This is a genomic window from Microbacterium sp. NPDC055521 (genome assembly GCF_053619695.1).
The window spans coordinates 116,529-133,882 of the sequence record NZ_JBSHJX010000005.1 but is presented as its reverse complement, the minus strand read 5'-3'; the positions used below and the strand labels follow the sequence as shown (position 1 = coordinate 133,882).

The window sequence follows — 17,354 nt, the reverse complement described above, 5'->3', positions numbered from 1 at the left end:
GGATGACCGGTCGTGCCCACCGTGACGGCCGGCACGACCGGAGGGGTCCGGAATCCGCCGCCCCGACGGTGCGGACGATGGAGATCGGCCAGCACGTCATCGCCACCGGGCTCGCCGCGATCGGCGTGATCCGCGCCGTCACCGCGGGCACGCCGATCGCTGCGGCGATCATCGCCGGCGTGGCGATCGTCGCCTGGCACACGGCCGGAGCGCTGCTGCCGCTGCGGTCACGGGCGCTCAGCGCCGCGGCCTGGTGGCTCGTGGGCTTCGCCGGGGTGTGGATCGCCGCGGTCGCCGTGTCGCCCGAGTTCGTCTGGGTGGCCTTCCTGCTGTGGCTGCTCGCCGGCCACCTGCTGCCGCTGCGGTGGGGCCTCGTCTTCTCGGGTGTGGTGTTCGCCGTCGTCGTCGTCGGGCCGATCGTGCACCACGGGGTCACCACCTACGCCAACATCTTCGGGCCGCTCATCGGCGGGATCTTCGCCTTCGGCATCTCGCGGGGATACGTGCAGCTGCTGCGCGATGCCGCCGAGCGAGAGCGACTGCTCGACTCGCTGACCCGCGCGCAGCACGAGATGGCCGGCCTGCAGGACGAGCTCGCCCTCGCCCAGCGCGAGGCCGGCGCGGTCGCCGAGCGCACCCGCATCTCGCGCGACATCCACGACACCGTCGCGCAGGGGCTCTCATCGATCCGGCTGCTCGCGCACGCCGGCGCAGCGCGCAGCACCGACGCAGAGGCCGCGCGCACGCTCACCCAGCTGGAGGGCCTCGCGGGTGACAGCCTGGCCGACGTGCGGCGCATCGTCGCCGCCCTCGCTCCGGCCGAGCTCGACCAGAGCGGGCTCGCCGACGCGCTGGAGCGGATGCTGGAGCGCACCCAGAAGGAGGCAGGGCTGCGCACCGAGCTGCACGTCGACGACTCGCTGCCCACACTGCCGACGCCCGTCGAGGTCGCGCTGCTGCGAACCGCGCAGTCGGCGCTGGCCAACGTGCGGCTGCACGCACAGGCATCCCGGGTCGTGGTCAGCCTGATCGACGACGACGGATCGGTACGACTCGACATCATCGACGACGGCGTGGGGTTCGATCTCGCCCGATGGGAGCGCGACGTCGAGTCGGGCTCCCCGAGCTACGGTCTGCGCTTCATCCGCGCTCGGCTGCGCGAGCTCGGCGGCGGCCTCGACCTCGAGAGCGCACCCGGCGAGGGCACCGCCATCTCGGTGTCCGTGCCGATCCATCCCGAGCAGGCGCTGCCGGCATCCGTCGCATCGCCGGGATCCGTCGCATCGCCGGCATCCACTCAGCCCACGCCGCCGGCATCCGCTCAGCCCACGACGAAGGAGACTCCGTGACCACCACCGTCCTCCTCGTCGACGACCACCCGGTCGTCCGCACCGGCCTGCGCAGCGTGCTCGACACCGACACCGTCCGCGTGATCGGCGAGGCGGCGACCGGCGAAGAGGCCATCGCTCTGGCCGGTCACCTGCGCCCCGACGTGGTGCTGTGCGATCTGCGCCTCGGAGTCGGCATCGACGGCATCCGCACCACGGCCGCGCTGCGTGCGCTCGATCCGGCCCCTGCGGTGCTGATCCTCACGACCTTCGACCGTGACGCCGAGATCCTCGGCGCGATCGAGGCGGGCGCCGCCGGCTACCTGCTCAAGGATGTCGCTCCCGAGGTGATCATCGACGGCATCCACCGTGCGCACGCGGGCGAGACCATCCTCTCCCCCGAACTCGCCGCGCGGGTGCTGAAGGGCATGCGCAACCCGCTGCCCAAGCTCACCGACCGTGAGGTCGAGGTGCTGCGCCTGCTGGCCACCGGAGCCGCGAACCGCGAGATCGCCAAGGCGCTCTTCGTGACCGAGGCGACCGTGAAGAGCCACATCGCCCACATCTTCACCAAACTCGACGTCGACAGCCGCTCCCGCGCGATCCACGTCGCCCAGCAGGTGGGTCTGCTCTGACCCGCCCGTCCCCTTCGAAAGGACCACCCATGACGAAACTGTTCTACGCCGCCTTCGCCTACATGTTCGCGGGCGTGGCATCCGGCCTGTTCTACCGTGAGTTCACCAAAGCGAACGACTTCGCCGAAGGCGCCTTCACGCAGCTCGGACTCGTGCACACCCACCTGCTCACGCTCGGGTTCATCATGCTGCTGATCGTGCTCGTGCTCGAGAAGGTGTTCGCGCTCTCGCGCAGCCCGAAGCTGTTCGCCTGGTTCTTCTGGCTGTACAACGCAGGCGTGATCCTCACCTCGGCGATGATGGTCTGGCACGGCTCGCTGACGGTGCTCGGAGAGCCCTCGACGAAGATGATCGCCGGTATCGCCGGTCTCGGGCACATCCTGCTCTCGGCGGCGCTGATCGTCTTCTTCGTGCTGCTGCGCAAGGCTGTCTTCGTCGCACGCGCAGCAGGCGTACCGTCGCCGGTGACCGTGCAGGGCTGAGAGAGGCGCAGGCTCGTGAGTGACGAGAAGATCGAGAAGGCGGGTCGCGGGGGCGTCGCCGGGGGCGGTGTGCCAGAGGCTGGTGCGCCTGGCTCTGGTGCGCCGGGCTCTGGTGCGCTTGGCTCTGGTGCCCCGGGTTCGGCCGTGCCGGGTTCGGCCGTGCCGGAGGCGGCCGCGCCCACCAGGCGGGAGTGGATCGCGCTGGCGGTGCTCTCGATCGGGCTCGGTCTCATCGTGCTCGACGGCACGATCGTCGGCGTCGCGCTGCCTGCCATCATCAGCGACCTCGGTCTCAACCTCACCGACGCGCAGTGGGTGAACAGCCTCTACGCGGTGGTGCTCGCGGCGCTGCTGCTCTCGACGGGCAGCCTGGCCGACCGCTGGGGGCGCAAGCGGCTGTTCCTGGCGGGGCTCGTCGTCTTCATGGGCGGCAGTCTGCTCGCCGCCGTCTCCGCCGACGCGGGCGCCCTCATCGGCGCCCGCGCCGTGCAGGCCGTCGGCGCCGCGCTGATCATGCCGTCGACGCTGTCGACCGTGAACGCCGTCTTCCGCGGCCGGTATCGTGCGGCCGCCTTCGGTGTGTGGGGCGCGGTCATCTCGGGCGCGGCTGCGGTGGGGCCGCTCGCGGGTGGCGCTCTGACGCAGTGGGCCTCGTGGCATTGGATCTTCCTGGTGAACCTGCCCGTCGGCCTGCTGCTGCTCGTCGCCGCGGCGATCGTCGTGCCCGAGACCCGCGGCCACAAGACCCGGCCCGGTGTCGACGTCGACGGCGCGCTGCTCAGCGCGATCGGCTTCGGCGCGCTCGTCTTCGCCGTCGTCGAGGGCCCCGATCTCGGCTGGTGGAAGCCGAAGAGCGATCTCACCTTGTTCGGCTGGACATGGTCGGAGGATGCCCCGATCTCGGCCGTTCCCGTCGCCCTGGCGATCGCGATCATCGCCCTCGTGCTGTTCGTCGTGTGGGAGCGGCACCGCGAGAAGGTGCAGCGCGAGGCGCTGCTGGATCTCGGGCTGTTCACGTTCTCGACGTTCTCGTGGGGCAATCTCACCGCGGCGATGGTCGCCATCGGCGAGTTCGCGATCATCTTCGTCCTGCCCCTGTTCCTCATCAACGCGCTCGGCCTCGACGTGATGGGAGCCGGCCTCGTGCTCGCCGCCATGGCTGTGGGCGCATTCTTCTCCGGCGCCGCCGCCCGCCACCTCGCCGCGCGTCTCGGCGCGCCGGGCACCGTGCTGCTCGGCCTCGGGCTCGAGATCGCCGGGACGCTGGTTCTCGCGCTGCTGCTGCGCGCCGACAGCGCCGGCTGGGTGATCGCTCTGCCCCTGGTCGTCTACGGGCTCGGACTGGGGCTCGCCTCGGCACAGCTGACCGGCACCGTGCTGCAGGACATCCCGGTGGCCGTCTCGGGCCAAGGCTCGGCGACCCAGAGCACGGTTCGCCAGGTGGGCTCCGCGCTCGGAACGGCGATGGCGGGCACGGTGCTGTCTGTGTGGCTCGCCGTCTCGCTGCCAGCCGCGCTGGACGGCGCGGGGATCACCGGAGCCGCGGGCGATCAGCTCGCGGAGTCCACACGGCTTTCGGCGGGGACGACAATCGCGCAGCTGCGTGCGCAGGGCGCAGGTTCGGCGTACGGCGAGCAGACGCCCACGGTGATCGACGCACTGGCCGGCGGGTTCGCCGACGGCACCCGCGGCGCTCTCCTGGTGGCGGTGGTCTTCCTCGTCCTCGGGTTCGTGGGAGCTCTGCGGCTGAAGCGCGCGGCTGAGCGCGCGTAGTCCGCGCGCGGGCTCGGGTCGGGCTCCGTTCCCGCCCGCTGGTCCCAATTGGTCCCCTCCCAGCATCCGAAGCGACAATATGGGCCCAGTCAGCGGAATGGATGCCGGCCCCGTGGCTGAGCCCCGCACCCGCTGGTCCCGAATGGCTGCATCCCGGCATCCGAGGCGACCATCTGGGACCAGTCGGCGGAATGGATGCCGCGACCGCGCCCGGCCCGCGGCTAACGGGACGGGCGGGCCTGCCGACAGTCCCCAGGGACGGACCAGGATGGGCCGTCGTCGCACCGGCTTCGCGCCGGGGCCGATCTTCCAGGATGGAGCTCATGATCGTCGTCACGCGTCTGAACCGCAGCAGGTTCGCGGTCAACCCCGACCTGATCGAAAGGGTGCAGGAATCTCCTGACACCACGATCGTCATGGTCGACGGCGCGCGTTTCGTCGTCCGCGAGACCATGGAAGAGCTCATCGGGCAGATCGCCGCGTTCCGCGCGGGTGTTCTGGCGCAGGCATCCCGGCTCTCCGCCGCCGCTCGGACCGAGGGCCTCTGATGGACATCGGACTCATCCTCGGGCTCGTCCTCGCGTTCGGCTCACTGCTCGCCATGATCAGTTTGGAGGGCGCGTCGGTCTCGGCGCTGCTGCTGCCCGCACCGATGATGCTCGTCTTCGGCGGCACCATCGCCGTCGGCATCGCGAGCGGCACGCTGCGCGACTTCCTGCATGCGGTGAAGGCGCTGCCGCGGGCGTTCCGCGGCGAGCGCCGCACCGCGCAGAGCATGATCAGCACGGTCGTCGGTCACGCCGAGAAGGCGCGCACCGAAGGGCTCCTGTCGCTCGAGCACGGCGTCGCCGACGAGAAGGATCCGTTCCTGCGGCAGGCGCTGCAGAGCATCGCCGACGGCATCGACGCCGAGGACCTGCGCATCCTGCTCGAAGACGAGATCGCCTCCGCCGCCGCCCGCAACCGCATCGCCTCGCGGTTCTTCATGACTCTCGGCGGCTTCGCCCCGACGGTCGGCATCATCGGCACGGTCGTCTCGCTCACCCACACGCTCGAGAAGCTCGACCAGCCCGAGACGCTCGGCCCGATGATCGCCGCCGCGTTCGTCGCCACGCTGTGGGGCCTGCTCTCGGCGAACTTCATCTGGCTTCCCATCGGCGGCCGCCTGCAGCGACTCGGCGAGCTGGAGCTGGAGCGCATGACCGTGCTCATGGAGGGGATGCTGGCCGTGCAGGCCGGCGCCGCTCCGGCGCACGTCGAAGAGCGCCTCGGCGCTCTCGTGGCGGATGCGAAGCCAGGCAAGGACGGCAAGAGCAAGGGCAAGGCCGAGAAGAAGGGCCGAGAAGGGAGCGACGCCGCGTCATCGCTCTCCGAGGTCGGGCTGTGAGCGTCCGGCGCCGTCGGCGCATCGAGCCCGAGGGCCACTCCGGCCCGGACGAGCGCTGGATGGCGTCGTACCTCGACATGATCACCGTGCTGATGTGCATGTTCATCGTGCTCTTCGCCATGTCGACGGTCGACCAGGAGAAGTTCGCGGCGCTGAGCGCATCGCTGGCGACCGGGTTCGGGCACGAGAAGACCGACGAGGTCGACGTGTCGGAGGGGGTGGTCGTGCCCGCGAACCTGCTCGACGAGGAGGGCGAAGGCTTCGCCGACGTCGAGCTGTCGACCGCGCAGAAGGAGTTCGACGACCTCTCGGCGCTGCGCGAGCGCATCCGCGACGCCCTCGCCCAGCAGGGGCTGGCCGACGCCGCCACCTTCACGATCGACGCCCGCGGCCTGACGATCAGCCTGGTCAGCGCCGAGACCTTCTTCGCCACGAACAGCACGCAGCTCACCCCCGTCGCCGTCGACATCCTGAATGCTCTCGGCTCGGTGCTGGTCAGCATCCCGAACCAGATCTCGGTCGAGGGCCACGCCGACAGCCGGCAGTCGGTCGCCCCGTTCGAGACCAACTGGGAGCTGTCGTCGGGCCGATCGACCCAGGTGCTGCGCCACCTCGTCGAGGGGGCCGGAATCAACCCCGCGATCATCCAGTCGGTCGGTTTCGGCGACGCGCGACCGATCGTGCCGGGTGCGGAGCCGGAGGCTCTCGCCCAGAACAGACGGGTCGACGTCGTCGTCCTCTCGGATGCCGAAGAGGGGGTGCGACAGCTGCTTCCGAGCCTGCAGGCGAAGGCCCCCTCCCGCTGATCGATCGTCCTGCTTACGCGCACCGATCACCGCCCGATAGTCGGGGTCGTGGTGATCGAGGACAGCGCGCGTTCAGCCGTGCGTGCAGAGAGCAGCGTCGAGCTGTACGACTTCGGTCGTTCGACGACCCTCTCGCGCGAGCATGCCCGCATCCTCGAGATGTCGTTCGACACGTTCGCCCGGCAGTGGGGCTCGCAGCTGTCGACCCGCACCCACGCACGCTCGCACGTCGTCGTCGAGGCGGTCGCGATGCAGACCTACGACGAGTACGGCGGATCGCTGCCGCCGGCGACGACGCTCGTCGTCTGCGCGCTGCCCGGCACCGACGCCCGCGCCGTGATCCAGTTTCCTGCGTCGCTCGCGACCGCCTGGGTGGTGCAGATGGTGGGCGGCCGCCCGGTCGACACCGCTGAGGCACGCCCCCTCACCCACATCGAGCAGGCGTTGGTCGGTGCGGTCATGAAGGATGCCATCGAGCACCTCACGCGCTCGCTCGACGGGCTGCTTCCCGACGGCATCACGATCGCAGGCATCCAGCACAGCTCGCAGTTCACCCAGGTCGCCGCGGCCAACGAACCCGTGATCGTCGCCCAGCTCTCGATCCGCTCCGGCGGGCGGGCACTCGGGGCGAGCGTCATGCTTCCGGCATCCGTGATCCTGCGGGCGCTGTCGGCGGCCGCCACGGGCGCACCCGAGACGGCCTCGCCAGGCGCCATCGACCGGCAGGTCGAGCAGACACCGGTCGAGATCGCACTGCGTCTCACCCCCCGCAGAGTGCGCCCGCACGAGGTGCTCGATCTCGCCGTCGGCGACCTGCTCACCCTTCCGCACGCCGCCGATCGTCCCCTCGACCTCATGGTCGGAGACCACCCGGTGGCCACGGCCGCCGTGGGGGCCAGCGGCGCCCGTCTCGCCTGCGTCGTCACCGCGACGACGTCCGTCACCGCTCAGGAGCCTTCGTGACCAGCAGCATCGCCTACGAATCCGCCATCGCCGCCGCCCTCGCCGCGCGTCTGCCCACCGCGGCGCCGGCGACGGCCGTCGCGTCGCAGGCGTCGGGCGACACCGGCGATGCCGTGATCGTCGGGTACGTCGGCGAGGCCAGCGCGCAGCTCGCGGTGCAGATCTTCGAACCGGATGCCCTGATCGACGGCCTCGCAAATGCACCGCTGACCGAACGGCTGCAGGGCCCCCTCGAGCTCGCCGTCGGCGCGCTCGGCGCGGGCCGGCTCGATGTGGCCACCCTCGGAGACGCGTCTGCCGTGTTCGCCCACCCGTCGGCGCAGGTGTTCGACCTGCAGGACGACGCCGGCCGTGTGCTCGGCCGCCTCGCCGTGCGCATCACGCACGCTCCGCAGGCGGCACCGGCTGCCTCGCGTCGTCTGCAGCGCATCGCGGGTGTCGAGATGGATCTCACCGTCGAGGTGGGACGCACGCGGATGGCCGTGCGCGACGTGCTCGATCTCGAGCCGGGGCGCATCGTCGAGCTCGATCGCTCGGCCGGCGCTCCCGCCGACGTGCTGCTCAACGGACGCGTGATCGCGCACGGCGAGATCGTCGTCGTCGACCAGGACTATGCGGTGCGGATCACCCGCATCCTCGAGAACGCCGAGGCCTGATCTGGACGAGCTGCTCCTGCTGCTGCGCGTCGCCCTCTCGCTGGCGGCGGTGCTCGGGCTGCTCTGGTACGTGCAGCGTCGGGTCGGCAAGCGGGTGCAGCAGCGACGTGACGGCGCGGAGATCATCGTGGTCGCGCGTCGCGCGCTCGGCTCGAAGGCGCAGCTCGTGGTCGTCGAGACCGACGATGCGCGATACATGCTCGGGGTCACCGAGCACGGGGTGAACCTCATCGAGCGGACAGCGGCCGAGCACATCACCCGTCCCGTCGTACACATGGGTGCCGAGGCGCCGACGGCGGACGAGGCTGCCGGCGGCACGTTCGATGCGCTGCTGGCCGAAGAACGCGCGGCCGAGCAGCCGCCGCTGCGTCGCCACCGCCGCCCCAGCTCATCGGATCCGTTGGGCGGATCGATCCTCTCCCCGCAGACCTGGCGGCAGACCGCAGAGTTCCTGCGTCGCGCGCGATGAGCGCCGCCCTGACGATCGCGCGGCGTGCCACCGTGCTGGCGCTGATCGGCGCCGCGCTGGTCGTCGCATCCGTGCTGGGCACCGGCGCCGCCGCGCACGCCCGCGTCGGGCATCCGGCATCCGTCTCCGCGTCTGGGTCGGCCGCCGCCCCCGTCTCGGCATCCGCGCCCGTCTCGGCATCCGCGCCCACAGCGTCCGCATCCCTCTCTGTCCAGACCACCGTCGACCAGCCAGATGATCCGGAGGCGCCCGTTCCTCCCACCGCGCCGGGATCGGATCAGCAGGGCATCACCATCGACATCAACGGCGTCGACGGGTCGCCGTCGTCGTCGATCCTCACGCTGCTGGGCATCACGCTGCTGTCGATCGCTCCCGCGCTGCTGCTGATGATGTCGTCGTTCACGAAGATCTTCGTGGTGCTCGCGATGACCCGCAACGCGCTGTCGCTGCCGACCATCCCGCCGAACCAGGTGCTCGCCGGGCTCGCGCTGTTCCTGTCGATGTTCATCATGTGGCCGGTGCTGGTCGACATCAACACCGTCGCCGTGCAGCCGTACATCGACGGCTCGGTGACCTTCGCGCAGGCGGTGGATCTGGGTCAGCCGCCGCTGCGCGACTGGATGCTGCGCTACACCCGCGAGGAGGATCTCGCGCTGCTCACCAGGATCGCCTCGCTGCCGAACCCGGAGGATCCGCAGAGCGTGCCGCTGTACACGCTGATCCCGGCGTTCATGATCTCAGAGCTTCGTGCCGCGTTCATCATCGGGTTCGTCATCTTCGTGCCGTTCCTCGTGATCGACCTCGTCGTCGCCGCGGCGCTGATGTCGATGGGCATGATGATGCTGCCGCCCGTGATGATCTCGCTGCCGTTCAAGATCCTGCTGTTCATCCTCGTCGACGGGTGGGGGCTCATCATCCGCACGCTGATCGAGAGCTACGGGGGTGTCGGATGAGTCCCGAGGCCGTGCTCGACATCGGCACGCAGGGTCTGCTGGTCGCCGCGAAGCTCGCCGCTCCGCTGCTGATCACCGCGCTCGTCGTCGGCTTCGCGATCTCGCTGCTGCAGTCGATCACCCAGGTGCAGGAGGTGACGCTGTCGTTCGTGCCGAAGATCGTCGCGGTGGGCATCGCGCTGCTCATCGCCGGCAACTGGATGATCTCCGAGATCGTGCAGTTCACCGAGATGATGTTCGACCGCATCCCGCAGCTGCTGAGCGGCGGCTGACGTGCACATCCCGATCGACTTCGCCTGGCTCGAGGCGACGATGCTCGCCGGCGTGCGCATCACGGCGTTCGTCATGATCGCCCCGCCGTTCTCGTACGGCGGGTTCCCGGTGCGCATCAAGGCGATGCTCGCCATGGCGCTGGCCCTGGCGATGTCGGGGGTGGTCGCACCCGGGTACGAGAGCCTCGACACCGCGGCGTTCTTCGGCGCGCTCGTCGTGCAGGTGCTCACCGGCGCCGTGCTCGGCTTCCTCGTCTTCCTGTGCTTCTCGGCCGTGCAGGCCGCGGGTGGACTGATCGACATCTTCGGCGGCTTCCAGCTCGCGCAGGCGTTCGACCCGCAGTCGCTGGTCAACGGCGCGCAGTTCACCCGCCTGCTGCACATGACCGCCTTCGCGCTGCTGTTCGCCTCGGGCGGGTATCAGGTCGTGCTCAGCGGCCTCGCCCGCAGCTTCGGCGCGGTGCCCGTCGACGGCCTTCTCGACCTCGCCTCCCCGGCGGAGATGCTCGTCGACGGGGTGGTGCAGATGTTCCTCGGCGCGGTGCAGATCGCGGGACCCCTGCTGCTGGTGCTCTTCCTCGCGGATGCCGGTCTGGGCCTCATCACCCGAGTCGCACCCGCCCTGAACGCCTTCGCGATGGGCTTCCCGATCAAGATCCTGCTCACCCTCGTGCTCGCCGGGTTCACCTTCATCGCGCTGCCCGGGATCATCGATGCCCTCACCACCGAGGCGCTGCGCATGATGCAGGGGGTGGGGCGATGAGCGACAGCGGCGAGCGCAGTGAGAAGGCGACCGACAAGCACCTGCGCGAGGCCCGGCAGAAGGGCAAGCTCTCGCGCAGCCAGGACCTCACCGCCTGGCTGGGCATCGCCGCCGCCGGCATCGCGATGCCCGCGGCGATGGCGGCCGGCGCCGCCGCCGGCACCGAGCAGCTCATCACACTGCCGTCGATCATGCGCGACCCGTCGCCGCAGGCGGCGCTGAGCGTGCTCGGGCTCGGCCTCGGGTCGGTGCTGCCCACTCTCGGCACGCTGCTCGTCAGTGTCGCCGTGGTCACCCTGATCGGCGCGGTCGTGCAGGGCGGGGTGCGGATGCGCAAGCTGTCGGGCCGCTACGAGCAGTTCAACATCGTCTCGGGCGTGAAGCGCCTGTTCGGCATGCAGGCGCTGTGGGAGGGCGCGAAGGCGCTGCTCAAGACCGCGGCGATCGCCGTCGCGCTGTGGGCCGTGATCGCGTCGCTGGTGCCCGTGCTCTCGGCCAGCGGCGCGCATTCGATCACCCGCCTGCTCAGCACCGCGGCGGGCGGCACCGCGACGCTGCTGCAGGTCGCCGTCGCGGTCGGCCTGGGGCTCGCGGCCCTCGACGTGTTCGTGGTGATGCGCCGCAACATGAAGCACACCCGCATGACCAAGCGGGAGGTGCGCGACGAGCACAAGAGCTCCGAGGGCGACCCGCTGATCCGCCAGCAGCGCCGCTCGCGTCAGCTGGCCATGAGCCGCAACCGCATGATCGCCGCCGTCAGTGGGTCGGACGTGGTGCTGGTCAACCCCACGCACGTCGCCGTCGCGCTGCGCTACGAGGTCGGCCGATCCGCCCCGAAGGTCGTCGCGAAGGGCAAGGGCGTCGTGGCCGAGCGCATCCGCGAGCGCGCGACCGAGGCCGGCGTGCCGATGGTGCGCGACGTCACGCTCGCCCGCGCACTGCACGCGGCGTGCGAGCTGGGGCAGGAGATCCCCGCAGAGCTGTACACGGCGGTCGCCAGGGTGCTCGTGTTCGTCGACATGCTGCGCAAGCGCGGGTCGGCGCGCGGCGTGCACGCGCTCCCGGAGAGGACCGCCTGATGAGAGTCCGTCGGAAGCTGAGGAGAAGCGCATGCGCGGAATGCTGAACAGGATCGCGGTGCCCATCGCCGTGGTGGGCATCATCATGCTGCTGGTCGTGCCCGTGCCGCCGGTGCTGCTCGACCTGCTGATCATCCTGAACATCCTGTTCGCGCTGGTGATCCTGCTGACGACCATGTTCATCCGGCGACCGCTCGACTTCTCGGTCTTCCCGTCGCTGCTGCTCGTGGCGACCCTGTTCCGGTTGGGCCTGAACGTGGCATCCACCCGTCTCGTGCTCGGCGAGGCGTACGCCGGACAGGTGATCGAGGCTTTCGGCGCCATCGCCGTGGGCGGCTCGCTGATCATCGGCGCGGTCGTCTTCCTCATCCTCGTCGTGATCCAGTTCGTGGTGGTGACCAAGGGCGCCGAGCGCGTGGCCGAGGTGGGCGCGCGCTTCACCCTCGACGCGATGCCGGGCAAGCAGATGGCCATCGACGCCGACCTCAACGCCGGACTCATCACCGACGCGCAGGCGCGCGAGCGCCGTGCCGAGGTGGCAGCCGAAGCCGACTTCTACGGCGCGATGGACGGAGCCTCGAAGTTCGTCAAGGGCGACGCGATCGCGGGTCTCGTGATCATCATCATCAACCTCGTCGGCGGCATCGCGATCGGCATGGTCTCGCACGGCATGGCGATCGAGGAGTCGGTCAGCACCTACAGCCTGCTGACGATCGGCGACGGCCTGGTCACGCAGATCCCCGCCCTGCTGATGGCCGTGTCGACGGGCATGATCGTGACCCGCTCGAACGCCGAGACCGAGATGGGCAGCGAGGCGTTCGCCCAGCTCGGGCAGTCGGTGAACGCGCTGAACATCGCCGGATGCGCCGCCATCGTGATGGCGTTCATCCCCGGGATGCCCATGCTGCCGTTCATGGTGGTCGGAGCGCTGCTGATCCTCGCTGCGCAGCGCATCAGGGCGACGCGGGCGGATGCTGCGGCGGCGGATGCCGACGAGCAGGCGGCGCAGCCGGTGGCATCCGACAGCTCCGAGGAGCTGATGGAGCGGATGCGGGTGCACGCCCTCGAGATCCAGCTCGCCTCCGATGTCGTCGACCTCGTCACCGGCGGACCGGACGACCTGCTCGCGCGGGTGAAGGCGCTGCGCCGGCGCATCGCGCTCGACCTCGGGCTCGTCGTGCCGCCGGTGCGCACGCGCGACAGCATCGAGCTCGCCCCGTCGACCTATGTGATCCGGATCGCCGGAGTCGAGGCCGGACGCGGCATCGTGCCGCCCGGGCGGCTGCTCGCCCTCGGCGCGGGCCTCGAAACCCTGCCCGGCACCGCGGTGCACGACCCGGTCTTCGGGCTGGAGGGCAAGTGGATCCCGGTCGAGATGCGGCACAGCGCCGAGTTCGCCGGCGCCACCGTCGTCGATCGGGCGAGCGTGGTCATCACGCACCTGTCGAGCGTGATCCACGCCGGTGCCGCGCGACTGCTCAGCCGGGAAGACGTGCGGCAGCTCACCGACGCCCTCAAGCAGGTCTCCCCCGCCGCGGTCGAAGAGCTCACCCCCGCGCTGCTGTCGCTCGCCGAGGTGCAGCGCGTGCTGCAGGGGCTGCTGGCCGAGCGCGTGCCGATCAACGACCTGAGCCGCATCTACGAGGCGCTGGCGCTGCGCGCGAAGACATCGACCGATTCGGAAGGTCTGATCGAGGCCGCCCGCGCCGCGCTGGGCCCGGCGATAGCCGCTCGGTTCGCCGAAGACGGGGTGCTGCGGGTGATCATGATCACCCCGCTGCTCGAGCAGGCGATGCTCGAGAGCCTGCGCATGGGGGACGACGGCCCGCAGATCGTGTTCGACCCGCAGCGCATGGAGGCCGTGATCGACTCGGTGCGCCAAGCGGTCACCGCAGCCGCGGCCGGAGACGGCGGGGAGCCCGTGCTCGTCTGCGCGCCGTCGCTGCGCTCGGCGGTGCGGCGCCTCGTGTCGGCGCAGACCGACGGACTGCCTGTGCTGTCGTACACCGAGGCGAGCGGCTCGTTCACGATCGAGACGGTCGGAGTGGTGCGCGATGCAGCGCAGCCGGCCGTCAGCGGCATCGTCCCGAATGCGCCGGTAGGCTGATCGGATGCTGGTGTTGACGAGGCGTATCGGCGAGAGCCTGCTGATCGGCGACGAGATCGAGGTGACTCTGCTCGATGTCAAGGGCGACAGCGTGCGCCTCGGCATCACTGCGCCGCGCTCGACGCGCATCCAGCGTTCCGAGATCGTGCAGGCCGTGGAGGCGGAGAACGTCTCGGCAGCGGCATCCGGAGCGAACGCGGCCGATGACATCCTCGCGGCGCTCACCCGTCGGCGCGACCCCGAGTCCTGACCCCCCCCCGCGCGTCGCTGTGCGTTGGTTGCGGCTGCGCCCCGCCCTTGCCTCGCTGGGCCCGAATGGCTGCCTCAGCCCCCGCGATGCGACCATATGGGCCCACTCTGCGGAGTCAGTACCCAGCCCGCCGCCGCGCCCCGCGCCCGCTGGGCCCGAATGGTCGCCTCAGCCCCCGCGACGCGACCATATGGGCCCACTCGAGAGAGTCAGCCCCCCGCCCGGCCCTCGCGCCCCTCGCCCGCTGGGCCTAAATGGTCGCCTCAGCCCCCGCGACGCGACCACATGGGACCAGCCGTCAGCCCAGCCCAAAGCAGCCCAGCAGCGACGCCCCGGCGTCAGCCCTCGACGCGCGTGACCGTCACGAACCGCGGGGCGTCGGCGTCGAGATCCTCGTCGGCCAGCTCGTCGTCGCCGCCGACCGGCCGTTCGATCTCGATGTCCCACCACGCGTCGGCCACGGCGGATGCCATCGGCCGGCCCCACTCGATCACGACGACAGACCGTGGGAAGTCGATGTCGAGGTCGTCGAGCTCCGCGGCCGAGCCGAGCCGGTAGGCGTCGACGTGCACGAGCGGTGCTCCCCCGAATAGCGACGGGTGGGTGCGCGCGATCACGAACGTGGGGCTCTGCACCGGACCGCGCACGCCGAGCCCCTCGGCGAGCCCGCGCGTGAACGTCGTCTTGCCGGCGCCGAGCGGACCGGTGAGGATCAGCAGGTCGCCCGGTCGCAGCTGCTCACCGATGCGCATGCCGAGGTGCTCCATGGCATCCGATGAGCGGATCTCGTGGCGGCCGAGAAAGGCGGCATCCAGCGTCATGAGTGCCACCTCCGCGGCACCCGGTCGCCGATGCGCGTGACGATCTCGTAGTTGATCGTGCCGGCGGCATCCGCCCATTCCGTCGCAGCCGGTTGACCCAACGCCGGGTCGCCGAACAGCACCACCTCGTCGCCGGGGCGCACCTCGTCGTCGCCGACGTCGACGACGAACTGGTCCATCGCGATGCGTCCCGAGACGGTGTACCGGCGGCCGTTGATCATCACCGGACCGGCACCGGATGCCTGCCGCGGAACGCCATCGGCATATCCGAGGGGCACGAGCGCGAGCGTCGTCTCGCGTTCGCACCGGTACGCGTAGTCGTACGACACACCCGTACCGGCCGAGACGCGGCGCACGGCCGCGACGGCACCGCACAGGGTCATCGCCGGGCGCAGGCCGAGGTCGGCGGAGGTGCGGTCGGCGAAGGGCGAGAGCCCGTACATCCCGATCCCTATGCGCACGGCGTCGAGCCGCGCTTCGGGGAGGTCGATCGCGCCGGCGGTCGCGGCGAGGTGACGGAACTCGGGGCGCACGCCGTGACTCTCGGCCTGCGCGACGATCTGCTCGTACCGGGCCAACTGCGCGCGGTCGTCGTCGCCGCTCGCCCCCGAGAGGTGGCTGAAGATGCTGAGCACGCGGACGCGCCCGAGGCGCTCGAGGCGGGCGGCCTCGGCGAAGACGCGATCGAGCTCGGCGGGTGCGAGGCCGTTGCGGGACAGGCCGGTGTCGACCTTGAGATGGATGGATGCCGGTGGCCGCGCCGCCTCGGATGCTGCCAGCAGCTGCTGATACGACGAGATCCCGATCTCGATGCGAGCCTCGACGGCGTCGTCGAAGCGACGGTCGGGGGCGTGCAGCCACGCCATGAGCGGCGCGGTGATGCCGGCTCTGCGCAGGGCGAGCGACTCCTCGATCGTGGCTGTGCCGAGTCGGGCGGCCCCGCCGGCGAGCGCCGCGGTCGCAACCTCGGCGGCGCCGTGCCCGTACGCGTTCGCCTTGACGACGCCGATGACCGGGACTCCGGTGATCGAGCGGAACCGCGCGACGTTGTGGGCGATCGCGCCCAGATCGATGGATGCGTCACGGAACGGGGTACTCGGTGTCATGCGTCCGTCCCTTCGGCGATCACGTAGGCCACGGCGAGTCCCGCGTCGTGCGTCATGCTCAGGTGCAGGGTGGTGATGCCGCGCTCGGCGACGACCGCCGCAGTCGAGCCGCTGAGCACGAAGAGCGGCTTGCCCGAGGGCTCGGCGCCGATCTCGATCTCAGTCCAGTGCACCCCGTCGCTGCCGCCGAGGGCCTTGATGAGCGCCTCCTTCGCAGCGAACCGCGCGGCGAGGGAGGGCAGCCGGAGCCGCTGTTCGGACTCGGTGAACAGGCGCTGCAGCAGTCGGGGCGTGCGGGCGACCGAACGCTCGAACCGTGCGATGTCGACGAGGTCGATGCCGGTTCCGTGGATCACCCGTTCAGCCTACTCGGCGGCATCCGCCCGGCCCGAAAACACACCCCGCCCCGCACCGGCACCGCGCCCCGCACCCGCACCCCGCCTCGCCGGCCCCAGTCCGCACACTTGTCGGCTCAGAACACGGATGCAACCCGGAAACCGCGATTCCCGCCGACATCCGTCCTTCGCGCCGACATCTGTCCGACCCGGCGGCGCCATGCACTCTTCCTCCACAGGGCGCGATCCGGGCGGTTCGTCCACAATCCGCCTGAATCCGGTCCGCGTGTGCTGCCGACCGGCGATGCTCGACTGATGCTGGCGCCCGCAGATCTGCTCTCCCGCTTCGACGGAATCGCTCGCGGCACGCTGCTGCAGCAGTACGGATGCAGCCGGCGGGTCCTCGCCGACGCGGTGAATGCGGGCAGCATCCGCCGCATCCGCCCCGGCGTCTTCGCGCTGCCCACGGTCGACCCGAAAGTCGCCACGGCGGCAGCGCACGGTGGTGAGCTGACGTGCGCGGATGCCCTTCGCGCACGTCGCGTGTGGGTGCTCTCGGACCCCGATGAGGCGGTGCACGTCTGGCTGGGTCGCGCCGGTCGGCGGCATCCGCATCCGCATTGTGCGTGCACCGCGCATCGTTCGCCGGGTGCGTCCCACGTGGGGTACGCCTCGGTCGCGACGGCGCTGATCCACGCATACCGGTGCGTGCCGGCCGAGGAGTTCTTCGCGGCCTACGAATCAGCGTGGAACCGCCGGCTCATCTCGGCATCCGACCGTCGCCGCATCGCCGAGGAGCTGCCTCAAGCGGCCCAGTGGATGCTTCAGTTCGCCCGACCCGACGCCCAGAGCGGACTGGAGTCGCTGCTGCGGTTCCGACTTCACCTGCTCGGCATCCGGCTGGAGTGCCAGGTGCAGATCGGGGAGGTCGGACGAGTGGACTTCGTCGCGGGCGGCCGACTCATTCTGGAGGTGGATGGTCGCGAGAACCACCACAGCGCGGACCGGCGCCACATCGATCTTGTGCGCGACGCGGCGACATCCGCCCTGGGGTACGAGACGCTGCGCTTCGACTACGCGCTCGTGGTGCACCAGTGGGATGACGTCGTACCGGCGATCATCGCCGCGATCGATCGCATCGGCGACTGAGGCCACGACCGGGCCCCACC

General features: G+C 70.6%; 20 protein-coding genes. 17 read left to right on the top strand and 3 right to left on the bottom strand.

The genetic code is table 11. The features are described from left to right. The first annotated feature begins 2 nt into the window (after positions 1-2). The 16 genes from ACWGSM_RS07205 to csrA all read left to right on the top strand — a co-directional run bounded on the left by ACWGSM_RS07205 (position 3) and on the right by csrA (position 13,923). Positions 3-1,349, top strand: a complete 1,347-nt coding sequence (locus tag ACWGSM_RS07205) for a sensor histidine kinase (RefSeq protein ID WP_452322242.1) — start codon at positions 3-5, stop codon at positions 1,347-1,349. Next, the gene (locus ACWGSM_RS07200) at positions 1,346-1,963 is read left to right on the top strand and encodes a response regulator (RefSeq protein WP_452322241.1); all 618 of its coding nucleotides are present in this window, start codon (positions 1,346-1,348) and stop codon (positions 1,961-1,963) included. Before ACWGSM_RS07205 ends, ACWGSM_RS07200 begins: the two co-directional genes overlap by 4 nt. 29 nt (positions 1,964-1,992) lie before the next feature. Beyond that, entirely contained in the window at positions 1,993-2,445 is a 453-nt protein-coding gene (locus ACWGSM_RS07195; protein WP_452322240.1) for a DUF2871 domain-containing protein, read from the top strand. A gap of 195 nt (positions 2,446-2,640) precedes the next feature. Next, a complete protein-coding gene (locus ACWGSM_RS07190; RefSeq protein WP_452322323.1) occupies positions 2,641-4,218 on the top strand; it encodes an MFS transporter in 1,578 nt (525 codons plus the stop codon). A gap of 323 nt (positions 4,219-4,541) precedes the next feature. After that, positions 4,542-4,766, top strand: coding sequence for a flagellar FlbD family protein (locus ACWGSM_RS07185; RefSeq protein WP_452322239.1), 225 nt, complete (start codon positions 4,542-4,544; stop codon positions 4,764-4,766). Next, positions 4,766-5,605, top strand: a complete 840-nt coding sequence (locus tag ACWGSM_RS07180; RefSeq protein ID WP_452322238.1) for a motility protein A — start codon at positions 4,766-4,768, stop codon at positions 5,603-5,605. Before ACWGSM_RS07185 ends, ACWGSM_RS07180 begins: the two co-directional genes overlap by 1 nt. Continuing rightward, positions 5,602-6,411 carry an OmpA/MotB family protein gene (locus tag ACWGSM_RS07175; protein WP_452322237.1) on the top strand — a complete coding sequence of 270 codons (810 nt, stop codon included), beginning with the start codon at positions 5,602-5,604 and terminating at the stop codon, positions 6,409-6,411. Before ACWGSM_RS07180 ends, ACWGSM_RS07175 begins: the two co-directional genes overlap by 4 nt. A gap of 78 nt (positions 6,412-6,489) precedes the next feature. After that, positions 6,490-7,374, top strand: a complete 885-nt coding sequence (locus ACWGSM_RS07170; protein ID WP_452322236.1) for a flagellar motor switch protein FliM — start codon at positions 6,490-6,492, stop codon at positions 7,372-7,374. Then, positions 7,371-8,030, top strand: coding sequence for a flagellar motor switch protein FliN (fliN, locus tag ACWGSM_RS07165; protein WP_452322235.1), 660 nt, complete (start codon positions 7,371-7,373; stop codon positions 8,028-8,030). The genes ACWGSM_RS07170 and fliN overlap by 4 nt, the downstream gene beginning before the upstream one ends. After that, positions 7,987-8,499 carry a flagellar biosynthetic protein FliO gene (locus ACWGSM_RS07160; protein ID WP_452322234.1) on the top strand — a complete coding sequence of 171 codons (513 nt, stop codon included), beginning with the start codon at positions 7,987-7,989 and terminating at the stop codon, positions 8,497-8,499. Before fliN ends, ACWGSM_RS07160 begins: the two co-directional genes overlap by 44 nt. Then, positions 8,496-9,452 (top strand): flagellar type III secretion system pore protein FliP, encoded by a 957-nt coding sequence (fliP, locus tag ACWGSM_RS07155; RefSeq protein ID WP_452322233.1) that lies wholly within the window; start codon positions 8,496-8,498, stop codon positions 9,450-9,452. The genes ACWGSM_RS07160 and fliP overlap by 4 nt, the downstream gene beginning before the upstream one ends. Then, positions 9,449-9,724 (top strand): flagellar biosynthesis protein FliQ, encoded by a 276-nt coding sequence (fliQ, locus tag ACWGSM_RS07150; RefSeq protein WP_313356730.1) that lies wholly within the window; start codon positions 9,449-9,451, stop codon positions 9,722-9,724. Before fliP ends, fliQ begins: the two co-directional genes overlap by 4 nt. 1 nt (position 9,725) lies before the next feature. Beyond that, entirely contained in the window at positions 9,726-10,487 is a 762-nt protein-coding gene (locus tag ACWGSM_RS07145; protein ID WP_452322232.1) for a flagellar biosynthetic protein FliR, read from the top strand. Further along, positions 10,484-11,566 carry an EscU/YscU/HrcU family type III secretion system export apparatus switch protein gene (locus ACWGSM_RS07140; protein ID WP_452322231.1) on the top strand — a complete coding sequence of 361 codons (1,083 nt, stop codon included), beginning with the start codon at positions 10,484-10,486 and terminating at the stop codon, positions 11,564-11,566. Before ACWGSM_RS07145 ends, ACWGSM_RS07140 begins: the two co-directional genes overlap by 4 nt. Positions 11,567-11,597: 31 nt before the next feature. Beyond that, positions 11,598-13,673 (top strand): flagellar biosynthesis protein FlhA, encoded by a 2,076-nt coding sequence (locus ACWGSM_RS07135; protein ID WP_452322230.1) that lies wholly within the window; start codon positions 11,598-11,600, stop codon positions 13,671-13,673. Between the two features lie 4 nt (positions 13,674-13,677). Next, complete coding sequence (gene csrA, locus ACWGSM_RS07130; RefSeq protein WP_452322229.1) at positions 13,678-13,923, top strand: carbon storage regulator CsrA; 246 nt, start codon at positions 13,678-13,680, stop codon at positions 13,921-13,923. Between the two features lie 338 nt (positions 13,924-14,261). Here the strand turns inward: csrA and tsaE are convergent, their stop codons facing one another. The 3 genes from tsaE to ACWGSM_RS07115 are packed head-to-tail and all read right to left on the bottom strand — an operon-like array spanning position 14,262 to position 16,206. After that, positions 14,262-14,744: a tRNA (adenosine(37)-N6)-threonylcarbamoyltransferase complex ATPase subunit type 1 TsaE gene (gene tsaE / locus ACWGSM_RS07125; RefSeq protein ID WP_452322228.1), complete on the bottom strand. Its 483-nt coding sequence runs from the start codon at positions 14,742-14,744 to the stop codon at positions 14,262-14,264. Next, entirely contained in the window at positions 14,741-15,850 is a 1,110-nt protein-coding gene (alr, locus tag ACWGSM_RS07120) for an alanine racemase (RefSeq protein ID WP_452322227.1), read from the bottom strand. The genes tsaE and alr overlap by 4 nt, the downstream gene beginning before the upstream one ends. Continuing rightward, the gene (locus tag ACWGSM_RS07115; protein ID WP_452322226.1) at positions 15,847-16,206 is read right to left on the bottom strand and encodes a holo-ACP synthase; all 360 of its coding nucleotides are present in this window, start codon (positions 16,204-16,206) and stop codon (positions 15,847-15,849) included. The genes alr and ACWGSM_RS07115 overlap by 4 nt, the downstream gene beginning before the upstream one ends. Before the next feature lie 294 nt (positions 16,207-16,500). On the opposite strand from ACWGSM_RS07115, the gene ACWGSM_RS07110 reads away from it, so the two are divergent. Continuing rightward, a complete protein-coding gene (locus tag ACWGSM_RS07110; protein WP_452322225.1) occupies positions 16,501-17,334 on the top strand; it encodes an endonuclease domain-containing protein in 834 nt (277 codons plus the stop codon). The last annotated feature ends 20 nt before the right edge of the window (positions 17,335-17,354 follow it).

What these genes read in the sequence shown, in the direction of transcription:
- csrA (WP_452322229.1), top strand. Translation starts at nt 13,678, where the DNA reads ATGCTGGTGTTGACGAGGCGTATCGGCGAGAGCCTGCTGATCGGCGAC.
- fliP (WP_452322233.1), top strand. Translation starts at nt 8,496, where the DNA reads ATGAGCGCCGCCCTGACGATCGCGCGGCGTGCCACCGTGCTGGCGCTG.
- tsaE (WP_452322228.1), bottom strand. Translation starts at nt 14,744, where the DNA reads ATGACGCTGGATGCCGCCTTTCTCGGCCGCCACGAGATCCGCTCATCG.
- ACWGSM_RS07180 (WP_452322238.1), top strand. Translation starts at nt 4,766, where the DNA reads ATGGACATCGGACTCATCCTCGGGCTCGTCCTCGCGTTCGGCTCACTG.
- ACWGSM_RS07110 (WP_452322225.1), top strand. Translation starts at nt 16,501, where the DNA reads ATGCTGGCGCCCGCAGATCTGCTCTCCCGCTTCGACGGAATCGCTCGC.
- ACWGSM_RS07185 (WP_452322239.1), top strand. Translation starts at nt 4,542, where the DNA reads ATGATCGTCGTCACGCGTCTGAACCGCAGCAGGTTCGCGGTCAACCCC.
- alr (WP_452322227.1), bottom strand. Translation starts at nt 15,850, where the DNA reads ATGACACCGAGTACCCCGTTCCGTGACGCATCCATCGATCTGGGCGCG.
- ACWGSM_RS07160 (WP_452322234.1), top strand. Translation starts at nt 7,987, where the DNA reads ATGCGGTGCGGATCACCCGCATCCTCGAGAACGCCGAGGCCTGATCTG.
- ACWGSM_RS07135 (WP_452322230.1), top strand. Translation starts at nt 11,598, where the DNA reads ATGCGCGGAATGCTGAACAGGATCGCGGTGCCCATCGCCGTGGTGGGC.
- ACWGSM_RS07205 (WP_452322242.1), top strand. Translation starts at nt 3, where the DNA reads ATGACCGGTCGTGCCCACCGTGACGGCCGGCACGACCGGAGGGGTCCG.
- ACWGSM_RS07140 (WP_452322231.1), top strand. Translation starts at nt 10,484, where the DNA reads ATGAGCGACAGCGGCGAGCGCAGTGAGAAGGCGACCGACAAGCACCTG.
- ACWGSM_RS07195 (WP_452322240.1), top strand. Translation starts at nt 1,993, where the DNA reads ATGACGAAACTGTTCTACGCCGCCTTCGCCTACATGTTCGCGGGCGTG.
- fliQ (WP_313356730.1), top strand. Translation starts at nt 9,449, where the DNA reads ATGAGTCCCGAGGCCGTGCTCGACATCGGCACGCAGGGTCTGCTGGTC.